This window comes from Arthrobacter sp. D3-18, assembly GCF_054408525.1.
Window position 1 is genome coordinate 4085148 of the sequence record NZ_CP096440.1, and the last position, 21369, is coordinate 4106516.

Annotated in this window: 19 protein-coding genes; 9 read left to right on the top strand and 10 right to left on the bottom strand. The window is 62.3% G+C overall.

From position 1 onward, the window contains the following. Positions 1–15: 15 nt before the first annotated feature. Positions 16–579: a TetR/AcrR family transcriptional regulator gene (locus M1D89_RS21120; RefSeq protein ID WP_498646679.1), complete on the bottom strand. Its 564-nt coding sequence runs from the start codon at positions 577–579 to the stop codon at positions 16–18. Positions 580–673: 94 nt separating this feature from the next. Between M1D89_RS21120 and M1D89_RS21125 the strand changes: the two genes are divergently transcribed. Next, positions 674–1507: an alpha/beta fold hydrolase gene (locus M1D89_RS21125; protein WP_498646681.1), complete on the top strand. Its 834-nt coding sequence runs from the start codon at positions 674–676 to the stop codon at positions 1505–1507. 208 nt (positions 1508–1715) lie between these two features. After that, on the top strand, positions 1716–3065 hold the full coding sequence (locus M1D89_RS21130) for an MFS transporter (protein WP_498646683.1): 1350 nt from the start codon (positions 1716–1718) through the stop codon (positions 3063–3065). A gap of 145 nt (positions 3066–3210) precedes the next feature. On the opposite strand, the gene M1D89_RS21135 is transcribed toward M1D89_RS21130, so the two are convergent. The 5 genes from M1D89_RS21135 to M1D89_RS21155 form a co-directional block, all read right to left on the bottom strand. Further along, the gene (locus M1D89_RS21135; protein ID WP_498646685.1) at positions 3211–4719 is read right to left on the bottom strand and encodes an APC family permease; all 1509 of its coding nucleotides are present in this window, start codon (positions 4717–4719) and stop codon (positions 3211–3213) included. 29 nt (positions 4720–4748) lie between these two features. Further along, complete coding sequence (locus M1D89_RS21140) at positions 4749–6422, bottom strand: amidohydrolase (RefSeq protein ID WP_498646687.1); 1674 nt, start codon at positions 6420–6422, stop codon at positions 4749–4751. A 4-nt stretch (positions 6423–6426) separates the two neighbouring features. Then, a complete protein-coding gene (locus M1D89_RS21145) occupies positions 6427–7860 on the bottom strand; it encodes a purine-cytosine permease family protein (RefSeq protein ID WP_498646689.1) in 1434 nt (477 codons plus the stop codon). Between the two features lie 172 nt (positions 7861–8032). Continuing rightward, positions 8033–9529 (bottom strand): aldehyde dehydrogenase family protein, encoded by a 1497-nt coding sequence (locus M1D89_RS21150; RefSeq protein ID WP_498646691.1) that lies wholly within the window; start codon positions 9527–9529, stop codon positions 8033–8035. A gap of 22 nt (positions 9530–9551) precedes the next feature. After that, the gene (locus M1D89_RS21155; RefSeq protein WP_498646693.1) at positions 9552–10019 is read right to left on the bottom strand and encodes a hypothetical protein; all 468 of its coding nucleotides are present in this window, start codon (positions 10017–10019) and stop codon (positions 9552–9554) included. Positions 10020–10137: 118 nt separating this feature from the next. Between M1D89_RS21155 and M1D89_RS21160 the strand changes: the two genes are divergently transcribed. After that, a complete protein-coding gene (locus M1D89_RS21160) occupies positions 10138–12108 on the top strand; it encodes a primary-amine oxidase (protein WP_498646695.1) in 1971 nt (656 codons plus the stop codon). Positions 12109–12213: 105 nt separating this feature from the next. Further along, positions 12214–12822: a TetR/AcrR family transcriptional regulator gene (locus M1D89_RS21165; RefSeq protein ID WP_498646697.1), complete on the top strand. Its 609-nt coding sequence runs from the start codon at positions 12214–12216 to the stop codon at positions 12820–12822. On the opposite strand, the gene M1D89_RS21170 is transcribed toward M1D89_RS21165, so the two are convergent. Further along, positions 12819–13733, bottom strand: a complete 915-nt coding sequence (locus tag M1D89_RS21170) for a LysR substrate-binding domain-containing protein (RefSeq protein ID WP_402936733.1) — start codon at positions 13731–13733, stop codon at positions 12819–12821. The genes M1D89_RS21165 and M1D89_RS21170 overlap by 4 nt on opposite strands. A 130-nt stretch (positions 13734–13863) precedes the next feature. Between M1D89_RS21170 and M1D89_RS21175 the strand changes: the two genes are divergently transcribed. Genes M1D89_RS21175 through M1D89_RS21190 form a run of 4 tightly spaced genes read left to right on the top strand, consistent with a single transcriptional unit; the run spans position 13864 to position 17569 of the window. Further along, positions 13864–14295 (top strand): RidA family protein, encoded by a 432-nt coding sequence (locus tag M1D89_RS21175; RefSeq protein WP_498646700.1) that lies wholly within the window; start codon positions 13864–13866, stop codon positions 14293–14295. Beyond that, positions 14292–14963: a DUF1028 domain-containing protein gene (locus M1D89_RS21180; protein WP_498646702.1), complete on the top strand. Its 672-nt coding sequence runs from the start codon at positions 14292–14294 to the stop codon at positions 14961–14963. Before M1D89_RS21175 ends, M1D89_RS21180 begins: the two co-directional genes overlap by 4 nt. Further along, a complete protein-coding gene (locus M1D89_RS21185) occupies positions 14953–16110 on the top strand; it encodes a M20 family metallopeptidase (protein ID WP_498646704.1) in 1158 nt (385 codons plus the stop codon). Before M1D89_RS21180 ends, M1D89_RS21185 begins: the two co-directional genes overlap by 11 nt. A 40-nt stretch (positions 16111–16150) precedes the next feature. After that, complete coding sequence (locus M1D89_RS21190) at positions 16151–17569, top strand: aspartate ammonia-lyase (protein ID WP_498646706.1); 1419 nt, start codon at positions 16151–16153, stop codon at positions 17567–17569. Positions 17570–17628: 59 nt separating this feature from the next. Here M1D89_RS21190 and M1D89_RS21195 read toward each other — a convergent pair whose 3' ends face one another. Then, positions 17629–18906 carry a flavin-containing monooxygenase gene (locus M1D89_RS21195; RefSeq protein ID WP_498646708.1) on the bottom strand — a complete coding sequence of 426 codons (1278 nt, stop codon included), beginning with the start codon at positions 18904–18906 and terminating at the stop codon, positions 17629–17631. 317 nt (positions 18907–19223) lie between these two features. Here M1D89_RS21195 and M1D89_RS21200 point away from each other — a divergent pair, with 317 nt between their 5' ends. Further along, positions 19224–20249, top strand: a complete 1026-nt coding sequence (locus tag M1D89_RS21200) for a malate dehydrogenase (protein WP_498646712.1) — start codon at positions 19224–19226, stop codon at positions 20247–20249. On the opposite strand, the gene M1D89_RS21205 is transcribed toward M1D89_RS21200, so the two are convergent. Together M1D89_RS21205 and M1D89_RS21210 are read right to left on the bottom strand one after the other, a co-directional pair. Continuing rightward, positions 20218–20451, bottom strand: a complete 234-nt coding sequence (locus tag M1D89_RS21205) for a DUF6480 family protein (protein WP_214815640.1) — start codon at positions 20449–20451, stop codon at positions 20218–20220. The genes M1D89_RS21200 and M1D89_RS21205 overlap by 32 nt on opposite strands. 34 nt (positions 20452–20485) lie before the next feature. After that, positions 20486–21361 carry an SMP-30/gluconolactonase/LRE family protein gene (locus tag M1D89_RS21210; RefSeq protein ID WP_498646715.1) on the bottom strand — a complete coding sequence of 292 codons (876 nt, stop codon included), beginning with the start codon at positions 21359–21361 and terminating at the stop codon, positions 20486–20488. Positions 21362–21369 lie beyond the last annotated feature (8 nt).

The window sequence follows — 21369 nt, forward strand, 5'->3', positions numbered from 1 at the left end:
ACGCGTGTCAGAAGCCTAGTCGGCTGTGAGGGCTGCGTCGATCAATACTGCCGCTGCTTGACGTGCCTGCCCGGCGGCATCGGATGTTCCTGCGATGGCCGCAGTTGTCTGCGCACCTTCGGCGAGGATCGCGAGTTGCGGCGCCAGGTAGCTTGGCGCCCCGGCCTCGCCGGCCAAACGGGCGACGTATTCCTGGAACGACTCCTTATGCTTCCGCGCATACCCGGCGACGTCCGGGCTGATGGCACCGAGCTCGGCGAAGCTGTTGATGAAACCGCAGCCGCGGAACGAATCCTGACAGAACCATCCAGCAAGGTAGTCGAAGATGGCGAGGAGACGTTCCCGGGGCACCCCTGTCTGCTGCACCGTGGCGTCGAGACCTTCGGTCCACGACTTATGCCGGCGCTCAAGCACAGCCATGACGATACTGCTCTTTGACGGGAATTCCGCGTAAAGCTTCTTCAGCGAGACTCCTGCCGCCGAACGAAGTTCGTCCATGCCAACGGCTTGGATTCCCTTCGCGTTATAGAGCTCGTCGGCGGTGGCGACGATGCGTTCGCGAACCTCGGAAGTATCCATGCACCCATTGTACTTGCAATGAGAACGAACGTTCTCTACTATGGAGAACACAAGGGAGAACGACCGTTCTCCACTTCGGGAAAAGGGACAAATCATGGGCTTCATCAAGGTCGGCACCGAGAACACCACGGACATTGAGCTCTACTATGAGGACCACGGCGAGGGCCAGCCCGTAGTCCTGATCCACGGCTACCCCCTGGACGGCGGCTCGTGGGAAAAGCAGTCAGCCGCCCTCCTCAATGCCGGATACAGGGTCATCACTTACGACCGGCGCGGCTTCGGCAAGTCCAGCAAGCCGACCACCGGCTATGACTACGACACTTTCGCGGCTGACTTGAACACCGTTCTTGAAACCCTGGACCTGCAGAACGTCGTGCTGGTCGGCTTCTCGATGGGTACCGGCGAAGTTGGACGCTACATCGGCACGTACGGAGAAGCCCGGATCGCCAAGGCCGCGTTCCTGGCATCCCTCGAACCCTTCCTCCTTCAGACTGATGACAACCCCACCGGCGTTCCGTCCTCAGTCTTTGACGGCATCCGCAACGCCGCTATCGAAGACCGCTACGCCTGGTTCACCAACTTCTACAACGACTTCTTCAACACCGACAACTTCCTGGGCAACCGCCTCAGCGAAGAAGCACTGCGGAATTCCTGGAACGTCGCCGCGGGCTCATCCTGGTATGCATCGTTCGCAGTGGTTGATTCGTGGCTCACGGACTTCCGCTCCGACATCGAGAAGGTCACCGTCCCCTCACTGATCGTCCACGGCACGGACGACCGCATCCTCCCCATCGATTCCACGGGCCGCGAGTTCACCAAGCGCCTGCCGTCCGCTGAATACGTCGAGATCGAAGACGCACCGCACGGCATGCTCTGGACACACGGCGCCGAAATTAACGAAGTCCTGCTCCGCTTCCTGGCCAAGTAGTAAATAAACGACGGCGGCAGGTCGCCTTGGTTCCACTGGAACCAAAGGTGGCCTGCCGCCGTCGTGCGTTGACGTAGTGCACGTCACGTCTTATGATTTATGAATCGATTCAAGATGTAACCTTCCTCACGCTGAATGACCACTTTGTTCAGTCCTGGATGGGAAGAGTTCTTGTTCCTTGCCAACGACGCCAGAGGAGTACAGCGACGTGACAGTCACGCACCGGAGGGATCTCAGCACCTCCCCCGAACACACAGCGGGTCAGAAGGATCCGAAGAAAGCCGCGATGAGCGGCTGGATCGGAAGCGCGCTGGAGTACTACGACTTCGCTCTGTACTCATTGGCGGCAACACTTCTGTTTCCCACCATCTTCTTCCCCACCGAAAATGCCACCGTGGGCATCATCGCCTCGCTGGCCACCTACGCCGTGGGCTACGTTTCCCGCCCGCTCGGCGCTGTGATCCTGGGAGCCTACGGTGACCGGCACGGGCGCAAGAAGGTGCTGGTTTTCGCGATGCTGCTCATGGGCTTCGCTACCTTTGCCGTCGGTCTCCTGCCCACGTATGGTCAGGTGGGTCTTCTGGCTCCCGTCCTCCTGGTGATTCTGAGGCTGATCCAGGGATTCGCCGTCGCAGGTGAACTCGGTGGCGCCAGTGCCATGATCGTCGAGCACTCCCCCGACGCGAAGCGCGGATTCTTCGCGAGCTTCAGCCTGCAGGGCACGCAGGTGGGTTCCATCCTTGCTACCGCGGTACTGATTCCCCTCGCCGCCCTCCTCCCGGAAGAGCAATTCCACTCATGGGGCTGGCGCTTGCCGTTCCTGCTCAGCGCCGTGGTGATCGTGGCCGGGTACGTTATCCGTCGCCGCGTGGAGGAGCCCCCCGCCTACCTGGCCCAGTCCGAGGACGCCAGCGCTAAACGCCGCTTCCCACTGGTTGACCTCCTGCGCACCCACCCCTGGGTTTTGCTGCGGTGCATCATCATGACGTTCACCAACGTCATCGGCATGGCCACCCTCATCTTCGGCGTCTCCTTCGCCACCCAAAAGGGCTATGGCATCGGCTTCTCCAGCAGCGAGTTCCTCTGGGTGACCCTGGCAGCCAATGTGGCCGCGGTGCTGACCATCCCACTGTTTGGCGCACTGTCCGACAAGATTGGCAGGCGAACACTGATGGTGGCCGGCGGCATTGCCGGCGGACTGCTGACCGTGGGTTACCTGTGGGCGATCGAACAGCGCAGCCTTCCCCTGGTCTTCGTCTGCGTCGTGATCGTCCAAGGCATCCTCTTCCAGATGTGGAACGCCACCTTTGCCACCTTCTTCCAGGAGCAGTTCCCCATGCGGATGAGGGTGACCGGATTCGCTGTCTCGCAGAACATCGGGCTCATGATCGCTTCCTTCTTCCCGAGCCTGTTCACGGCAATCGCTCCCCCAGGATCAGCGAACATCCCCATGGTCATCGGCCTGACCACGCTGGGCATCTGCCTGGTTTCAGCTGTCGCAACCCTTTTGTCCTCGGACACCAAGGGCAAAACGCTCGAGGACCTCGAAGCGCGCTGACGAACGCCGTGCACGGAGATCGCCGTCCGTGCACCGAGATCGCCGTCCGTGCACCGAGATCGCCGGAAAGTGCTCCAGATCGCTGGGCCTTTCCGGCGATTTCCTACATGTTCGGCGATCTCGTACATTTCCGGCGACCTCGCAGCTAGTCGTTGACCAGTTCGGCCGCCTCGCTCCTGGGCGCTACCGCCTCCCTCACCTTCTTGCCCCGGGCATAACCCACTAGTCCCAGCGCCAGAATGCATCCCAGCGTGCCGAGGGCGAAGGCCTCGAAAGTGAACTGCGAAACGCCCCACGTTGCCTCAAAGTCGTACGGCAGGCCGAAGAGCACATCCAGTGTTCCCGGGAAGATCGCCACCCAAGACCCGATCAGGATCCACGCGAAGCAGATGTAGCCGAGGATGCGGAAACCTGCGTCGGAGACAGGAACCTTGAAGGGCCGATCGGTGTGGGGATACTTGCTCCGGAGCTTCACAGCCGCAGGGATGGCAAACAGGTAGCTCAGCAGGAACGTCGAGATCGCGATGGAGAGGACCACTCCAAACAGGGCGCTGCTGGTGCCGCTGAGCTGCATGGCCGCCAGCATGAACAATGTCGCCACCACACCTGAGAGCGTATTGACGCGGATAGGCGTGCCCAACTTGGGATGGAAGCGTCCAAAGAAGCCTCCGAAGAAGGAGCCGTCTGCCGCGGCCATGGCCTGCATGCGGTCGCTGATGATCATCCATGCGGCACCTTGGGAGACCAGGATGAAGCAGAAGACGACGGCGGATATGGACAGCATGATTTCAGCGGCAGGACCGAAGACTGTGTAGACGGTGGCTATTGCTCCGAACAGGCCACCAATGCCGGTGATCTGGTCCAGCGGTACCACCAGCAGGATGGCAAGGATCGGGAGCAAGTAGCTTGCGGCGGCAATCATGGAGGACCGGGCAACCGAGATGGGAACATCCTTGGCCGGGTTCTTCATTTCCCCGGCAGCACTGTTCCCTGACTCGAAGCCAAGGAATGAGAACAGCAGAAGTGGAGTGACGCCCAGGAAGCCGGCAAGAGTTGGCGAGAAGAAGCCTAAGTCCAGACCGTTGAAACCGTGCTGCAGCCCGTAAACCATGGTGACAATGATGAAAAAGGTCAGGAACGCGACCTTGAGGATGGCACCCAGCGAGGGCAGCCATTTGCCGTGCTTCAAGCTGATAATCGCTGAGGTAACAGTGATCCAGATGAAGAGCAGCTTGAAGATGTAATCGGCCGGGCTACCGGCGTCCACGTGGCCCACATACTCGGACCAGGTTTCGACTGCAACGAAGGCCATGGCGCCACCGACCCAGACGGGCTGGGTCACCCAGGTGAAAAGGGAAGTGATTGCTGCAACCACGCGGCCAAACGCCATCTTTGTCCACACGTAGACGCCGCCCTCTTCGGTGAAGGCACCACCGGTCTCGGCGAAGATCAGTCCATAGGGCACCATGAACGTGACCGCCAGGATGAGCGTCCAGGTGAAGGTTTCCCCACCGAAGCCGGAGACCTGGCCCAGGACCTCCACTGAGATCACGGCGGCGACCACCAACAACAAGATGTCGAAGCGGCCCAGGGATTTTTGCAAATGCTTGCTTTGCTCTTGCGCGAGCCGCGTTGAGGCTACTGGGTGATCCATGATCGATCCTTTGCTACTGCTTAAGTTTGCTACTGAGCAAGAAGGGTGGGAAGCGCCCCGTTGTGGGCGCGGCTGTAAACGGGCTGGCCTCCAGCGAAAGTGAAGTCGACGCCAATCGCCCCCAGCTCGCGGGCTTCGACGGCGAGCGGATCGGCGTCCAGCACAACCAAGTCGGCGGTCATGCCCACTCGGATGGCACCACGCTCGGCGTCAAGCCGATTGGCGCGCGCAGCTCCTGTGGTGTAGGCGGCGAGCGCCGCTCCGAGGGTAATAGCTTCGGTGGGTAACAGCGGATCCGTTTGCGAGCGGATGTCACGGGCATGCGGGTCATTCGACGGCGCCGTGCGGTTCACAGCTGTATGGATGCCCCACAGGGGATCGGGGCTGGAGACCGGCCAGTCGCTGCCGATGGCGAGGTCGACGCCGGCGCGGCGCAAGGTCTCGAAGGCAAAGTGCACCTGTTGGTGGGCTTCGTCGAGATAGGGCAGCTTGGTTTCGACAAGGACCGGATCTAGTCTGGCCCACAGCGGTTGTATGTTGGCGATTGCCCCTGTGGCGGCGAAGCGGGCGACGTCGGCCGGATCAACCAGGTCCAAGTGTGCGATCTGGTGGCGCGGGTCCCAGCCTTCGCGGCGCGGCAAATCCAGAGCGTTGACGCAGTCCCGCACGGCCTGGTCACCAACAGCGTGCAAGTGCAGGTCGAAGCCCTCCGCGTCCACAGCCCGCGTGATTCGCGCAAGCTCTTCCGGTTCGATAAGGCTCATGCCCGTTTCATGGGGATGGCCATTGTATGGCCGGGTCAAGGCAGCGGTGAGGTTTTCGCAGACGCCGTCAACCATGATCTTGACGGCTGTAGCCCGGAAGCGACCCCGCGAAGCGGCACGGCGGTCCTTGAAGAGTTCAAGCTGTTCGAGACCTGAGTCCCGCTTCCACCAGAGCGCCCCGGTCACGGTGGCGGTCAAGCGCCCTTCCGCCTCCAAGGCCAGGTAATGATCGAAGGAGTCGGGCATTCCCAAGGCTTGTCCGACGGCGGCGTCCTGCCATGCCGTCACACCCAACGAGTGCAGATAGGCCTGGGCTTTAAGAAGTGCACGACGGATATGCTTTTGGTCCGGATCCGGAATCAGTGCCGAGACGAGGTCTGCCGCGTGTTCCATGAGCATGCCAGTGGCGGCTCCCGCTCCATCCCGGGCAATGACTCCCCCGTCCGGGTCAGGAGTCGTGTCAGTGATTCCAGCACGTTCAAGTGCACATGAGTTAACCCAGGCTCCGTGGCCGTCGTGGCTGATCAGGAACACAGGCCGGTCCGGAACGAGCTCGTCCAGCAGCGCACGATGCGGGAAGCCGCCGTCGAAAACGTCGCCATACCAGCCCGCACCCTGAATCCATTCCGCAGCCGGGTTCGTCCGGGCATGATCCGCAATCAGCGCGCGATACTCCGCCAGGGAATGGACTCCGGAAAGATCACAGCCGAGCATTTGCAGCCCGCCCGCGAGCGGGTGGACGTGGGCATCCTGAAAGCCGGGAAGGAGCGCCTTTCCGGTAAGGTCAACCAGCTCGGTTGCTGGACCTCGCCAGTCTGCGGCGTCGGCGCCGAGAGCCACGATTCTCCCGTTGGCCACCGCAACTGCCTCGGTGCGGGGTTGGAGGGGATCCAGAGTATGTATGGGGCCTCCACTGAAAATCCAGTCTGCGTGGGTCATGTCATTACTTTCCATGGATTTGGGGTTCGATGGGGCTGAATTGTGTCGCTGAATCAAGGCGTAACAGCCCCGGGGCGGTGCGGGCGATCACGATGTAGACCAAGGAACTGACTCCAAGGCCGACGAGCCAGGCGATATCAATGCCGCCCATGGCCTCGGCCACCACACCTGTATAGAAGGGAGTGGCCATGAAGGGGATCTGGGCAAGAACGCCGATGACGAAGACCACCAGCGCACCGGCATTCCAGCGGCCGTAGCGGCCACCGTCGGCAGCGTAGAACTCGTCTACTGCGTAGGATCCGTGTCGGATGACGTAGTAGTCCACCAAGTTGACGGCAGACCACGGGATGAGCACGTAAAGGAGCACGCTGAGGAAGCTGAAGTATGAGGACGCGAAGCTGGTTGCAGCGGTTAAGGCCAGAGCGACACCGAGCACGTGCAGCACCAGGGACGTCACCAAGCGGGCTTTGATTCCAGGTCGCCATCCGCTGATGAAGGTCTCCACCAGCGTCAGGGCACATAGTGCGCTGCAGTAGGCGTTCACCGAGTTTCCCGCGGCGGCCACCAAAGCAAATCCCACCAAGACCGCCGCACCGAGTGCCGGCCCGAGCAAGCCGTGGAGCCCTGTCATCGAATCCACGCCTGTTACGGCGATCCCAACCCCGGCACCGAGGACCATCAACACTGCGCTCGACGTGACGCAGCCCAAGTAGGTTCCCCAAAAGGCTCCCTTGGTGCCTGACTTGGCAGGCATGTACCGGGAGTAGTCCGACACGTAGGGAGCGTATGTCAGCTGCCACACGATGCCGATTGCCAGCATGGCGAGGAAACCCGTCCACGTGAATTCACCGTGGTTCATCTGGGCCCAAAAGTCCCCACTGGCAAGGAGGCCCGCGAAGGAGACCAGCACCAGTGCGCCAACCACGTAGGCACCCAAGGCTGTCACCTTCCGGACCAGGTTGTACCCGAACGCAGCGATGATGAAACTGAGGACAGCGCAGCCGATGATCATGGCAGTTCCATTGGCCTCGGGCAGAAGCGCTGCGATCGAGTCCGAGGAAACGATCAGGTTCGAGGAGAAGTACCCCACGAACATCAGGATCGCCACCGCCACGATCAGACTCGCTCCGCGCGATCCGAATTGACCACGGGCTTGCAGCATCTGGGGGACGCCCAGCTGCGGTCCCTGCGCCGCGTGTAGAGCCATGGCGATTCCGCCGATTGCGTGGCCAAGAAAGATCGCGATGATGGAGGCGACCATGGGAAGCCCCAGCAGTGTGGTGGCCGTGGCGCCGGTGACCACCGTCAGGGGCGTCATGTTCATTCCGAACCAGATGGTGAAGAGTTCCCGGGACCTACCGTGCCGCGCTTCGGCCGGTATGGGGGCGATGGACTCTTGTTCGATTTCGAAAAGACGGGAGCGGAGCATCGATTTCATTTGAGGGTGTCCTTAACACAGTGGAAGGATGCTGGCAGATTCTGGCAGGCCTTCCCCAAAAGCCCTTCGGCGCCTAACCTGGTCTGCTGTCTGGCCCAGCGTAGGCTTGTGAACTGCATCACGTAAACCATTGAATAGCGATGCATATCAGCGGTTTTCCAGATGAATCAGATCAGCCGAACTGGATCCACGTGGTCTTCGGCGCGGTGTAGTTGTCGAACGCGTGCAGGGAGAGGTCCCGCCCGAACCCGGACTGCTTGAAGCCGCCAAAGGGTGTGGTGTTTCCCAGCGCGTCCACGGTGTTGACGGAGACTGTTCCAGCAAGGAGCTCCCCTGCCACGCGATGTCCGCGGGACAGGTTTGACGTCCACACAGACGCAGCCAGCCCGTAGTCTGTGGCATTGGCTAAACGCACCGCTTCCTCCTCCGTGTCGAAGGCATGCAGCACAGCCACGGGTCCAAAAATTTCGTCGCGGTGGACGTCGTGATCTGCACCCAGACCGCCCAACAAAGTGGGTTCCAAGTAAGCATCTGAACCCCGGATTTCGCGCCGCTCACCGCCGAAAAGCACCTCACCTTCGGTGCGGCCGCGCCGAATCCAGCCCTCGACGTCGTTCGCGTGGGCGCTGCTGATAAGGGCACCGTTGCCCTCCAAACCCGCCAATGGGTCCGCCGGCCGATAGCTGGCCGCCGCCTCTGCGAGGAGGGCCGCGAACTCGTCATGGATATCCCGTTGCACCAGGATCCGTGAGTTCGCAGAGCAGACCTGGCCTTGGTTGTAGAAGGCGCCGAAGGCTGCCTTGGCTGCCGCTTCAGGCAGGTCTGCCGTATCGGCAAAGACGATGTTGGAACTCTTGCCACCCGCCTCGAGGCTAAGCCGCTTAAGATTACTGCGACCGGAGGCTTCCAAAAGGGTGCGGGAGACGGCGGTGGAGCCTGTGAAGGCCAACGCATCAACGTCCATGTGGTGCGCCAGGGCCGCGCCTACTTCCCGCCCTGTTCCAGTAACGATGTTCAGCACGCCATCCGGAAGACCCGCTTCCGTGGCCAATTCGGCGAGGCGCAGCACACTCAACGAGGTCTGCTCGGCCGGCTTGAGCACTACGGTGTTTCCCGAGGCAAGCGCCGGAGCCAGTTTCCACACCGCGATTTCCAGCGGGAAGTTCCAGGGCACGATTGCCGCCACCACACCGAGGGGTTCGCGGGTCACCAAGGCGGTTGCCCCGGGCGGAACTGCCGGCAGTTCGCCGTTCTGCTTATCCGCAGCCTCCGCGTACCAGCGCAAGGTGGAGATAGCGCCGGGCACGTCAACAGTGGTGGTCTGCAGGATTGGCTTGCCGCTGTCCAGGGTCTCCAAGAGCGCCAATTCATCAGCATGCCGCTCCATCAAGGCAGCCAATGCCAGCAACAGGCCCTTTCGCTTCTCGGCCCCGGATCGGGCCCACGCAGGAAATGCTCGCCTGGCGGCTGCTACCGCGCGGTCTACGTCAGTGGCTCCGCACGCAGCCAACTCAGCGAGGACGCGGCCATCAATCGGGCTGATCGTGGGGCGGGTAGATTCCGTGCTTGACGCCGTTCGGCGACCATCGACGAAAGCCCTGCCATCGATCGCGAGGGCGTCGGCACGGCCGTGCCAGTCCAAGGACAGTGTGGTTGAGGTGGTGTTCATGGTGACTCCTGGTGTGGGGGTTTTAGTGGTGGGGATTGAGCTGTGGGGTTGAGGTGCGGGCGATGCGCAGGGCTGCGGAAGCAGCCACGAGGCAAAGAAGTTCAACGCCAATGAGGGTGAGCATGGCCGCTTGGTGGTCAGCTACGGATGCGCCCTGGGTATAACCGTGGTGCCCGCCGCCAGGGCCCAACAGAAGGACCAGGTGGATGAGGACCATCACCGCGCTCATCGCCAAAAGATGGCCGGCGGCGCGTGGCACCGCCTGCCGGGCGTAGATACGCGGCCGATTGGGGGAACAAGCCATGGGAGCGGCGCAGGTCAGGCACGCAGCACCCATCGCCGCCATCCACCAGGTCATGAAGCCTGCCGGACTGCTTGCCGCCGCCACCACGTGGGCTACAGCGCTGCCGGCAGCGCCAACACCCACAAGGCCCGCGGGAATGGGCATGGTTTTGCCGAGCCGCCAGGGTAGGCGGGATTGCTGGGTCATGGTTCTCCTGGCCGCCGGCGACGTTTGGGTCAAGGACTTTACGCCAGCCTGTGAGGTGAGTAACATCAAAGCGTTGGTTGAACAGTTGTACCATCAAAAATCGACTTCAGGAAGTGCCATGACCCTTCAGACCACCCCCTTGGCCGCAACGACGCAGGCTCCGCTGGGGCAGCATCCGCTTGAGCAGCTTTCGGCACAGGAGATCCACCAGGCCCGCCGGATCCTGGCAGAGGCCGGCCTCGTCGCAGAGACCACCCGCTTCGCCTACCTCGGCCTGATCGAACCGCCCAAGACCGCTTTTCAGGGAGATGCCGCAGATGCCCCTCGCCTGGTCCGGACCATGCTCTGGGACGCCGCGCTATCGCGTTCCCTCGATGTCAGGCTGTCCCTGACCACAGGACTCATCCTTGATACGCGGGAACTCAACCCCGCAATCGATGGCCAGTTGCCCGTTCTGCTTGAGGAATTCGGGATCATCGAGGACATCCTGGCTGTAGATCCACAGTGGAACGCAGCACTGGCCAGCCGCGGGCTGACCCCGGCGCAGGTCCGCGTCGCTCCCCTGTCGGCAGGGGTCTTTGAGTACGGGAACGAGGAAGGCAAACGGCTTCTTCGCGGCCTGGGATTCCGCCAGGACCACGCCGCGGACCACCCGTGGGCCCACCCGATTGACGGGTTGGTGGCCTTCGTTGATGTGGAAAACCGCCGAGTCAACCACTTGATCGACGACGGCCCGTTGCCAGTACCGGAGGTCAACGGCAACTACACCGACCCCACAATTCACGGCGAGCTCCGCACGGACTTGAAGCCGATAGAAATCACCCAGCCAGACGGTCCCAGCTTCACGTTGGAGGGCAATCACCTGCAGTGGGCAGGGTGGGACCTACGCGTAGGCTTCGACGCCCGCGAAGGATTGGTGCTCCACCAGCTGCACCACTCGCACCAGGGCCGGCGTCGGCCAGTGGTCCACCGCGCGTCCATCTCCGAAATGGTGGTCCCGTATGGCGATCCGTCCCCGTATCGGAGCTGGCAGAACTACTTTGATTCCGGCGAGTACCTGGTGGGCCGGGACGCCAACTCGCTCAAGCTGGGGTGCGACTGCCTGGGTGACATTACGTACATGTCCCCCGTGGTGGCCGACGACTTCGGCAACCCCCGCACCATTGAGAACGGCATCTGCATCCACGAGGAAGACGCGGGAATCCTCTGGAAGCACACGGACGAGTGGGCCGGCTCCAACGAGGTTCGGCGCAACCGCCGGCTGGTGGTCTCCTTCTTCACCACAGTGGGCAACTACGATTACGGCTTCTACTGGTACCTCTACCTGGACGGCACCATCGAGTTTGAGGCGAAGGCGACCGGCATTGTGTTCACGGCAGCGCTCCCGGACAAGGACTATGCCTACGCCTCGGAGATCGCCCCGGGCCTCGGCGCCCCTTACCACCAGCACCTCTTCAGCGCCCGGCTGGACATGATGATCGACGGCGACACGAACCGGGTTGAGGAACTGGACCTGGTGCGCCTTCCCAAGGGACCCGGAAACCCGCACGGCAACGCCTTCACCCAGAAGCGCACAGTGCTGGCCCGTGAATCGGAGGCGATCCGCGACGCCGACGGCACCAAGGGAAGGGTGTGGCACATCAGCAACCCCGACTCGTTGAACCACCTGGGCCACCCCGTCGGCTACACCCTCTACCCGGAGGGCAACCCCACACTGGCAATGGCCGATGATTCCTCCATTGCCTCGCGGGCCGCTTTTGCCAAACACCACCTGTGGGTCACGCAGCACGCCGAGGACGAGCTCTACGCCGCAGGCGACTTCGTCAACCAGCATCCAGGAGGTGCCGGGCTTCCCAGCTACGTGGCCCAGGACCGGGACATTGATGGCCAGGACCTCGTGGTGTGGCACTCATTCGGCCTGACCCACTTCCCCCGACCCGAGGACTGGCCCATCATGCCCGTTGACACCACCGGCTTCACGCTGAAACCGCACGGCTTCTTTGACCAGAACCCCACGCTCAACGTGCCATCGCCTGCCGCCGGGCACTGCGCTCCTGCCGAGCAAAGCGGCGGCTCCTGCGGACACTGACGGGTTCGTCCGTGCCCACCATTGCGGGAGCGCGCCCCGGCGTTCCCGCAGTGGTAGGGTGCTCACGGTCCCGCCATGGCCACCCGCCCGAATTAAAGGAGCAGCATGCCCCGCTTGGTTGATCACGATGAACGCCGGCGTTCCATCATCGAGACCACGTGGCGGCTGATTGCTGAGCAGGGCATTGAGAACGCCAGCATGCGGGACATCGCCCGGGAGTGCGGCTACGCGGCACCGGGCGTGCTGGCCCATTATTTTCCCAACAAGGACGCACTGCTGCTGGCCTCCTACGAATTGATCTGCGAACGCACCAACGAACGCATCGCGGCTGGCGTCACGGGGCGGCGCGGGCTTCCAGCCCTTCGGAGGTTATGCCTGGAAATCATCCCGGCCGACCCCCTCACCGTGGTGGAAGCCCGCGTTGCGGTCTCGTTCTGGCAGCGTGCGCAGACGGAGGACGCGCTACGTTCCGTCGGCAGGGAGGCCCTGTTGCACTGGCGTGGGCTGGTGATGGGTTTCCTTGCCCAAGCAGAGCACGACGGCGAATGCGAACCTTTGGCGGACCCGGACGCCGTTGCCGATGAGCTGCTGAACGTCATGATGGGCCTGCATGTCACCTCCATGCTGGATCCGGATGCCGTCACTGGTTCACGGCAGCGGCATCTGGTAGAGCGTGTGCTTGCGCGGTTGTCTGTCCGGAAACATCCGGCCTAGCTTCGGGCCGAGCGGGCAGCAACGATTTGGTGCCGCACCGCCTGAGCTACCGCCCGCACCCTTGCCGTGGGGCGATGGGACTTAAGGTGCGCCAGAACTGTCTTCAGTTCCGGCACGTCGTCGCGGATTTCGACGGCGGCCAGCTGGCCGCCGTCGTACGTCAACTGGTGTTGTGGCCGCTGGTGAAGGATGGAATAGCCGAGGCCCCGGGCTACGAAAGTTCGCACCGTTTCATAGCTGGCCGAACGGAACCTGATGTCGGGCTCCCGGCCACCGAGCCTGGCGATGGAGAGCATGAGGTCGCGGGTGTGCGGCAGGTCCAGCAGCACGAAGGGTTCACCGCTCAATGCGGATAGCTGAACTGCCTTTGACCCTGCCAGCTTGTGATCTGGCGGAAGTGCCACATAGGGCCTGACGGTATCCACTACCGAACTGGCTATCGCGTCGGGCAGGTCGAGGTCGTAGCACAGCGCCAAATCCGCCTGCCCGCTGAGCAATGCGGCGATGCAGCCCGAAGTGTCGGTTTCGATGACTTCCGCTTCGAGGGCGGGGTGGTCTTCCCGCAGTTTGGTCAGGACTCCGGGCAGCAGGAAAGGCGCCAGCGTGCTGAAGCAGGCAAGACGGATCCTCCCGGAGACGCTTTGGTGTTCTCCGCGTGCGTGGTCAATGCTCTCCTCAACCTGGGCAAGGATGGCTTGGGCGTCCCTGACGAACAGCTCGCCGGCCGGCGTGAGCACCAGGCCTTTTGAGCGCTGCCTGATGAAGAACTGGGTCCCAACGTGCCGCTCCAGCTGAGCTATGGCCGCCGAGACTGCTGATTGGGCCACGTTGAGGCGAACGGCTGCCCCTGTCATGGACAGCTGGGCTGCCGCTTCCACGAAGTAGCGCAACTGCGTGAGTGTCACATCCATGAGAAGAGGCTACGCCATTCATCGGAAAAGTCGATGCAATCGTTCTAAAAGAACTGTTGGACAGATTTAGAGCACCGAAGGAAGCTGAAGAAGACGAGCACCGTCTAAGAACTGAAAGGCAAGCCGCGACATGAAGCACCAGCGTATCCGTACGTTCAACACGAAAGAGACCTATCCGGAGCAGAACTTGGATAACGATCTGTGCCAGGCCGTTGTGGCCAACGGGGTGGTTTACCTCCGGGGCCAGATCGGGCAAGACCTTGAGACACGCGAGTCCGTGGGCATCGGCGACGTCGAAGCCCAGACGGAGAAGGCAATGGCCAACATCGACATGTTGCTTAAGGAGGCCGGCAGCAGCCTTGAAGATATCGTCAAGGTCACCGTGTACCTTGTGGATCCGCGCTACCGGGAGACCGTCTACCGCACCATGGGCCGTTGGCTCAAAGGCGTCTTCCCGGTTTCCACTGGAATTGTTGTCCAAGCTCTTGCACGCCCGGAATGGCTCGTGGAAATCGACGCTACTGCAGTGATCTCCACGGCTGCCTCGGAGGGACGCGCATGACGTTCAGTATTGCCGCCACGGACAGCCACGGAAGGTTCGGCATAGCCGTCTCCTCGTCCTCCCCCGCTGTCGCTGCCCGGTGCGCGCACCTGCGCGACGGAATCGGCGCCGTCAGCTCCCAGAACATCACTGATCCCCGGCTGGGAACCGCATTGCTCGACCGACTGCAAGCCGGCTATTCCGCACAAGAGGCGATTGACGCCGTCGTGCAGGAATCACCTGCGGTGGACTATCGCCAGCTGGTGGTCCTGGACGCAAGCGGCGGATCCGCAGTGTTCAGTGGTGAACATACCCTTGGCGTGTTTGGCGAGGGCCGGGGTGCCAACAGTGTGGCTGCCGGCAACATGCTGGCTCATCCGGGTGTTGCTCAGGCCCTCTGCGACGCCTTCGAAGCCACGGCCGGAGAACTTGAAGTGCGGCTCATGGCTGCACTTGTAGCGGCCGAGGCAGCCGGTGGCGAAGCCGGACCCGTGCGATCGGCCGGCATTTCGGTGGTGTCCGGACACGGCTGGAGGGACACGGACCTGCGCGTGGACTGGCATGACCACCCGATCGCGCAACTGGAGGAGCTCCTGGGGGTTTGGCTTCCGCAGCGGGAGGACTACGTAGTCCGCGGCTTGGATCCCGCAGCTTCCGTGAGTTATGGAGTTGCCGGCGATGAGCGCTGAACCGGCAACCACCACCACTCCAGCGGTTCAGCGCCAACGGGTGCTGTATTCCGTCAGCGAGCAGCAGCCGCAGCTGATCCATCTCTCCGAAACCTTGCACGCCAATCCTGAACTCGGCTGGCAGGAACATCGTGCCGCCGGCTGGACCGCGGAGTACCTGTCCGCGCACGGCTTCGAGGTGGAAAGGAAGTACCTGGGCTTCCCCACTGCGATCCGTGCTGTTTTCGGAACGGGCTCCCGCCGCGTTGGACTCATGGCTGAGTACGATGCCCTTCCAGGCCTGGGCCACGCGTGCGGCCACAACATCATCACGGCTATCTCATGTGGTGCCGCAGTGGCCTTGGCCCAGTTCGCTGCCGAGCATGACCTCACCGTGGAACTCTACGGAACCCCGGCAGAAGAAGGCGGTGGCGGAAAGATCGAGCTGCTCAAAAAGGGCGCCTTCCGCGGCCTGGACCTTGCCATGATGGCACATCCCAGCCCCGTCGACTCCGCCGAGGCCCGCCCTTACGCGGTGGCCCACAATCATGTGGAATACAGGGGCAAATCAGCCCACGCCGCTGCCTATCCCGATCAGGGCGTCAATGCCAATGACGCCTTCATTGTTGCGCAGGTGGCGTTGGGCCTCCTCCGCCAACAGTTGCCTCCCGGTACCAGGGTCCACGGAATCCAGACACGAGGTGGCGAAGCACCAAACGCCATACCGGAAAAGACAGAGGGCCGCTGGTACGTCCGTGCAGAATCACTTGCCCGATTGGGTGAGCTTGAGGAGCGCGTCCAGCGGTGTTTCGAAGCCGGGGCTTTGGCGTCCGGCTGCGAGTTGTCTGTGACTCCGGAATCGGAACCCTACTCGGAGTTCCGCACGGACGAGCGGGCACTGGAGCTATATGTGAAGCATGCGGAGGCTCTTGGCCGCGACTTCAACGCCCCGCCTGAGCAAGCCACCATGAACCGGGCTTCCACGGACATGGGGAATGTTTCCCAAGTGGTTCCGGCAATCCACCCCTATATAGGACTTGGCTGCTTCCCGGCGGCCAACCACCAACCCGAGTTCGCCGCGCATTGCGTCGGTGACGCAGCCAACCTTGCCATTCACGACGGCGCAGCCGCCTTGGCGCTCACGGCACTGGACTACCTGGCAACGTAGCCAGGTGTCCGGTGTTGGGAGCATTTCCAGGAACAGGACCATGACACAACAAGAATCTTCTCCCTGCCCGGGAGTACGACGAGAGCACGACAGCCTCGGGGACGCGGACGTTCCCGAGGCTTCCTACTGGGGCATCAGCACGCACCGGGCCGTGGATAACTTCCCCGTCAGCGGACGAACCATCGGCACCCTGCGTTCCCTCATCTGGAGCCTGGGTGCCGTGAAATACTCAGCAGCACGGGCAAACGAAAGCCTGGGCCTCCTTCATCCGGACAAATCCGCCGCAATCCAAAAGGCTTCCTTGGAAGTCATGGATGGCCTCTTGGATGACCAGTTCGTTGTGGACACCATCCAAGGCGGGGCCGGGACAAGCACCAACATGAACGCCAACGAGGTGATCGCCAACCGGGCACTGGAGCTGATGGGACGCCGCAAGGGAGACTACTCTGCGCTGCATCCCATTGATGACGTGAACCGTAGCCAGTTCACCAACGACGTCTATCCGACGGCCATCAAGATTGCACTGCAGCGGGAAATAACGGAATTCTGCGCGGAGCACTCCAAGCTCATCCAGGCATTTGACGCCAAAGCCGCGGAGTTCGCCGGCATCATCAAAGTGGGCCGCACGCAACTGCAGGACGCGGTGCCCATGTCCATGGGACAAGAGTTCGGGGCCTTTGCAGACACCCTCCGGGAGGATGGCCACCGGCTTCTTGAACTCCTTCCCCACTTGCGGGAATCAAACCTTGGAGCCACGGCCATAGGGACCGGCATCACCGCCTCCCCCGGCTACCGGGAAGCGGTGATCAGCGAGCTCAGTTCCATCACCGGCCTGCAGCTCACCTCTGCGACCAACCTCGTTGAGGCAACAAGTGATACCGGCGTCTTCATGCTCGTCTCCGGCGTCTTGAAAAGGGCGGCAGTGAAGCTGTCCAAGATCTGCAACGACCTCCGTTTACTTTCCTCCGGCCCGCAGACGGGGTTTGGAGAGATCTTCCTGCCCGCAGTGCAGGCCGGGTCCTCCATCATGCCCGGGAAGGTCAACCCGGTCATCCCGGAAATGGTCAACCAGGTTGCCTTCCGGGTGATCGGCGCGGATGCCACCGTGACCATGGCCGTGGAAGCAGGGCAGCTCCAACTCAATGCCTTCGAGCCTGTCATTGCTGACGCCTTGCTCGAGTCAATCGCCTGGCTCAGTGTCGCCTGCCGCCAGCTCCGGACGCACTGCGTGGACGGCATCACGGCGAATACGCAGATGCTGCAGCAACGGATGGTGGAGTCCATCAGCGTGGTCACTGGATTGGCACCCTTGATCGGGTACGCCACTGCGGCTGAGCTGGCCAAGGAGGCCCTCGCAACCCAGCGAGGCATTGCCGAGTTGGTGGTCGAGCGCGGACTGCTTGACCCGCAGAAAATGGAGGCGGCTCTTTCGGCCAGGTCGCTTGCGGGGCTCGGCTAAAACCAACCACAAAAAGGGGACCACGCCTGCTGGCGTGGTCCCCTTTTGCGGCTCTAGCGTCAGACGGCGCCGCTCGCCACCAGCGCATCCTGCTCGTTGTGGACCAGGTAGCTCCGCTGAATGGTGATCTGGTCGGCTACGTACTTGGCGTCGTGCCAGACGCCCCAGATGAAGCTGGATCCACGGCGTGACTGCCATGGCAGACCCAGGAAGTAGACGCCAGGCTCGGTGGAGACACCGCGTTGCTGCAACGGCTTTCCGTTGTCATCGAAAGCGTCCACTTGAAGCCAGCTGTAGTCCACTGCGAAGCCTGTTGCCCACACGATGGAGGTGACTCCGGCCGCGGCGAGGTCCAGCTCGCGGATGGGGTTGGTGAGGCTCTCCGGATCCGGCCTGAGGAAACGGGCTTCGGGTTCCTCAGGAAGATCCAGGCCATTGCGTTCAACGTACGCGTCAGCTTCGTCCAACAACTCCAAGTAGTGCGCGTCGCCGTTCGCGATGTTGGTCCGGAGGTCGTCCGCGAAGCGCATTGTGCCGTCCTGGAACGCTGTGGTCCGTCCCACGAGCTTGATCCCGTTCTCGGCGAGCGCGCGGAAATCGACGGTGTGTCCGCCGTCTGCCCCGCTGACAGCGATAGTCACGTGTTCGGCGCCCAGAGCGGGAGTGGAGGCGTCCCACTTGCCGAGGACCCCGAGCCACCAGCAGAAGTCCCGTCCCCGGTAGTTCCGCGGAGGACGGTCATGCGGTCCAACCGAGAGGTATACCTGCCGGCCCGAGCGCTGGATCTCCGCGGCGATCTGCACGCCTGAGGAACCAGCCCCGACCACCAGGACGGCACCCTGGGGCAGCTGGCCAGGGTTGCGGTACGAGCTTGAGTGCATCTGCATGAGTCCGGCGGTTTCGGGAACGACGGCGGGAATCACCGGACGTTGGAACGGCCCGGTGGCGGCTACGACGTAGCGTGCGTTGAACTCCCCATCGGATGTCTGCACGTGGAAGCCAGGCGCACCGACGTTCCTGCGCACGGACTTTACTTCCACGCCGCAGCGGATGGGCGCACCGATCTTCCCGGCATACGCCACGAAGTAATCGGCTACCTGCTCCTTGGAGGGGAAAGAGCCGGGCTCGATGTCGGTGAATTCCAAGCCCGGAAAGCGGTCGTGCCAGGCAGGCCCGTTGGCAACCAGGGAATCCCACCTCATGGAGCGCCACCGCTCGGCAATGCGGTGGCGTTCCAGAACGATGTGGGGAATTCCCCGCTCGCTCAGGTGCTCGCTCATCGCTACACCGGCTTGGCCTGCCCCTACGACGAGGACCTCAACCTCTTGGATTGACATGTGATCTCCTATATGGCGAAAGGTCACAGCGCGCATCGACGGCGAACGACATAAGGTATCGTCCCCGTTGCCGCTCCCGTCGTTGGGAGCATCGGCTGGAATGACGGACGCTGTGGCCCTTTTCTGTGACGGTTAATTCATTCTCACGTGCACAAAGTGCATCTGCATAGCGAATAAAACCGCACAACCGCATCGGAAATTATGATGACCAACTCGCGCTAACTGCGTTGTTCAGCGGGTGGACCTCTCCCTGTGGCACCATGACATAAAGCTTCCAAAGCCCATCGGGTACAACAGATCAGCAAGGAGAACGTGACGTGAGCACGCCCATCAAGATCGCTGTGACCGGAGCAGCCGGCCAGATCGGCTACAGCCTCCTCTTCCGGATCGCTAGTGGTGCCCTATTTGGCACCGATACTCCCGTGCAACTCCGGCTCCTGGAGATCACGCCCGCGTTGAAGGCACTTGAGGGTGTGGTGATGGAGCTCGATGACTGCGCGTTTCCCGCCCTCGACTCGGTGGAAATCGGCGATGACGCCGACCATATTTTCGACGGCGTCAACCTTGCCTTGCTGGTGGGCGCCCGTCCGCGTACCAAGGGCATGGAACGCGGCGATCTGCTCAGTGCCAATGGTGCCATTTTCACAGCACAAGGCCAGGCGCTGAACCGGGTGGCAGCCGACGACGTCAGAATCGGCGTGACGGGCAACCCGGCCAACACCAACGCCTTGATTGCCATGAGCAACGCCCCGGACATCCCTGCCGCGCGATTCAGCGCCCTGACCCGGCTGGATCACAACCGCGCCCTTGGACAGCTTGCTAAAAAGACGCAAGTCAGGGTCGGGGATATCCGCAAAATGACCGTGTGGGGCAATCATTCCGCAACGCAGTATCCGGACATCTTTCACGCAGAGGTTGCGGGCCGGAACGCGGCCGAGGTGGTGAACGATCAGGACTGGATCGAGAACGACTTCATCCCCACGGTTGCTCGTCGAGGCGCAGCGATCATCGATGCCCGGGGCGCGTCCTCTGCGGCATCAGCAGCGTCGGCAACCATCGACGCAGCCCGCGACTGGCTGCTTGGGACACCCGAGGGCGATTGGGTTTCCATGGCCGTTGCATCCGACGGCTCCTATGGGGTGCCTGAAGGTCTCATCTATTCATACCCGGTGACTACTTCAGGTGGAAACTGGGAGATTGTGGAAGGCCTGGAGGTGAACGACTTCAGCCGCCGGAAGATGGACGCTACTGCCGCTGAGCTTTTCGACGAGCGGGCTGCCGTGGCTGAACTCGGCTTGATTGATCTCCGCCCTAGTCGAAAAAGCCGACGATATAGCCGATGAAGAACAGCAGCGTGAGCAGCACGCCGGCACCGATGGCTGCGAGCCACAGGAACTGCGTGCCCTTCCTGGGGCCGCCCTCGTCATGGCCTTGGGGACCGGCTGTAGAGGATTCGCCGGGAGGAGTTTCTCCAGGGGGCACTCCCCCACCCGGCTCCAAGCCGGTGATTTTGTCCTCATACGGGTCGGGGTTGCTTCCGGACACATTCACTCCCTCGATCGCAGTGCTGATGCTGTTTTCAGATTACTCTCATGGTCGTGTCCCGCGTCGATGTCCGGACCCTATACAAGGACGTCGTGGCCGTGATGTAGAGGTCATGTCCGTCAACCCCGCCAAAGCAAAGATTGGACACCTTTTCCGGAACATCGACCGCGGTTAGCAGGGTTCCATCGGCCGCATAGACACGCACGGATGGTCCTGCGGACGTCCACACCCTGCCCTCGACGTCCACTCTGAACCCGTCCGAAGCCGCGTCGTCCTCGAGCTCAACAAAAGTCCTGCCCTCTCCGCACGCGCCATCCGCCACGGGATAGACGGCGATCCGGAACGGCACTCCACGGCTCCGGCCCGCCGTGTCCGAAACGTAGAGAAGCGATTCATCCGGGGAAAACGCGAGGCCGTTGGGGTGCACCAGATCCGTGATCACGGCAGTGATTTCCTGGTTTTCGGGGTCTAAACGGAAGACGTCGCAGCCACCGTATTCCTGCTCTCCCTCGTGTCCTTCAATCGTCCCCGGCAGGATTCCGTAGGGAGGGTCGGTAAACCAAACCGTGCCGTCGCCGGCAACTACAACGTCGTTGGGCGAATTGAGCCGATGCTCGCCGAACGCGTCAACCATCGGCGTCACCACGCCGTCGTGGTCCCGCTCTACGCGCCTGCGGCCGTGGCTGCACTGCACCACGCTGCCGTCCGGGTGAAGAGTCCGGCCGTTGGTGTATTCGACGCCGGTGGCGTACTCGCGCGTCGCGCCGGTGGCAGGAGCGTACTCAAGGATCCTGTTGTTGGGGATGTCGCTCCAGCGAACGGTCTGCGACTGGGGAATCCACAGAGGGCCCTCGGCCCAGACGGTTCCTTCAAACAACTTTTCCAGGGTGCCGACGATCAGTTCTTCCATACGTTCGA

Coding starts and splice junctions, on each gene's coding strand:
- M1D89_RS21120 (WP_498646679.1), bottom strand. CDS start 579: ATGGATACTTCCGAGGTTCGCGAACGCATCGTCGCCACCGCCGACGAG.
- M1D89_RS21125 (WP_498646681.1), top strand. CDS start 674: ATGGGCTTCATCAAGGTCGGCACCGAGAACACCACGGACATTGAGCTC.
- M1D89_RS21135 (WP_498646685.1), bottom strand. CDS start 4,719: ATGGATCACCCAGTAGCCTCAACGCGGCTCGCGCAAGAGCAAAGCAAG.
- M1D89_RS21140 (WP_498646687.1), bottom strand. CDS start 6,422: ATGACCCACGCAGACTGGATTTTCAGTGGAGGCCCCATACATACTCTG.
- M1D89_RS21145 (WP_498646689.1), bottom strand. CDS start 7,860: ATGAAATCGATGCTCCGCTCCCGTCTTTTCGAAATCGAACAAGAGTCC.
- M1D89_RS21150 (WP_498646691.1), bottom strand. CDS start 9,529: ATGAACACCACCTCAACCACACTGTCCTTGGACTGGCACGGCCGTGCC.
- M1D89_RS21155 (WP_498646693.1), bottom strand. CDS start 10,019: ATGACCCAGCAATCCCGCCTACCCTGGCGGCTCGGCAAAACCATGCCC.
- M1D89_RS21160 (WP_498646695.1), top strand. CDS start 10,138: ATGACCCTTCAGACCACCCCCTTGGCCGCAACGACGCAGGCTCCGCTG.
- M1D89_RS21165 (WP_498646697.1), top strand. CDS start 12,214: ATGCCCCGCTTGGTTGATCACGATGAACGCCGGCGTTCCATCATCGAG.
- M1D89_RS21170 (WP_402936733.1), bottom strand. CDS start 13,733: ATGGATGTGACACTCACGCAGTTGCGCTACTTCGTGGAAGCGGCAGCC.
- M1D89_RS21175 (WP_498646700.1), top strand. CDS start 13,864: ATGAAGCACCAGCGTATCCGTACGTTCAACACGAAAGAGACCTATCCG.
- M1D89_RS21180 (WP_498646702.1), top strand. CDS start 14,292: ATGACGTTCAGTATTGCCGCCACGGACAGCCACGGAAGGTTCGGCATA.
- M1D89_RS21185 (WP_498646704.1), top strand. CDS start 14,953: ATGAGCGCTGAACCGGCAACCACCACCACTCCAGCGGTTCAGCGCCAA.
- M1D89_RS21190 (WP_498646706.1), top strand. CDS start 16,151: ATGACACAACAAGAATCTTCTCCCTGCCCGGGAGTACGACGAGAGCAC.
- M1D89_RS21195 (WP_498646708.1), bottom strand. CDS start 18,906: ATGTCAATCCAAGAGGTTGAGGTCCTCGTCGTAGGGGCAGGCCAAGCC.
- M1D89_RS21210 (WP_498646715.1), bottom strand. CDS start 21,361: ATGGAAGAACTGATCGTCGGCACCCTGGAAAAGTTGTTTGAAGGAACC.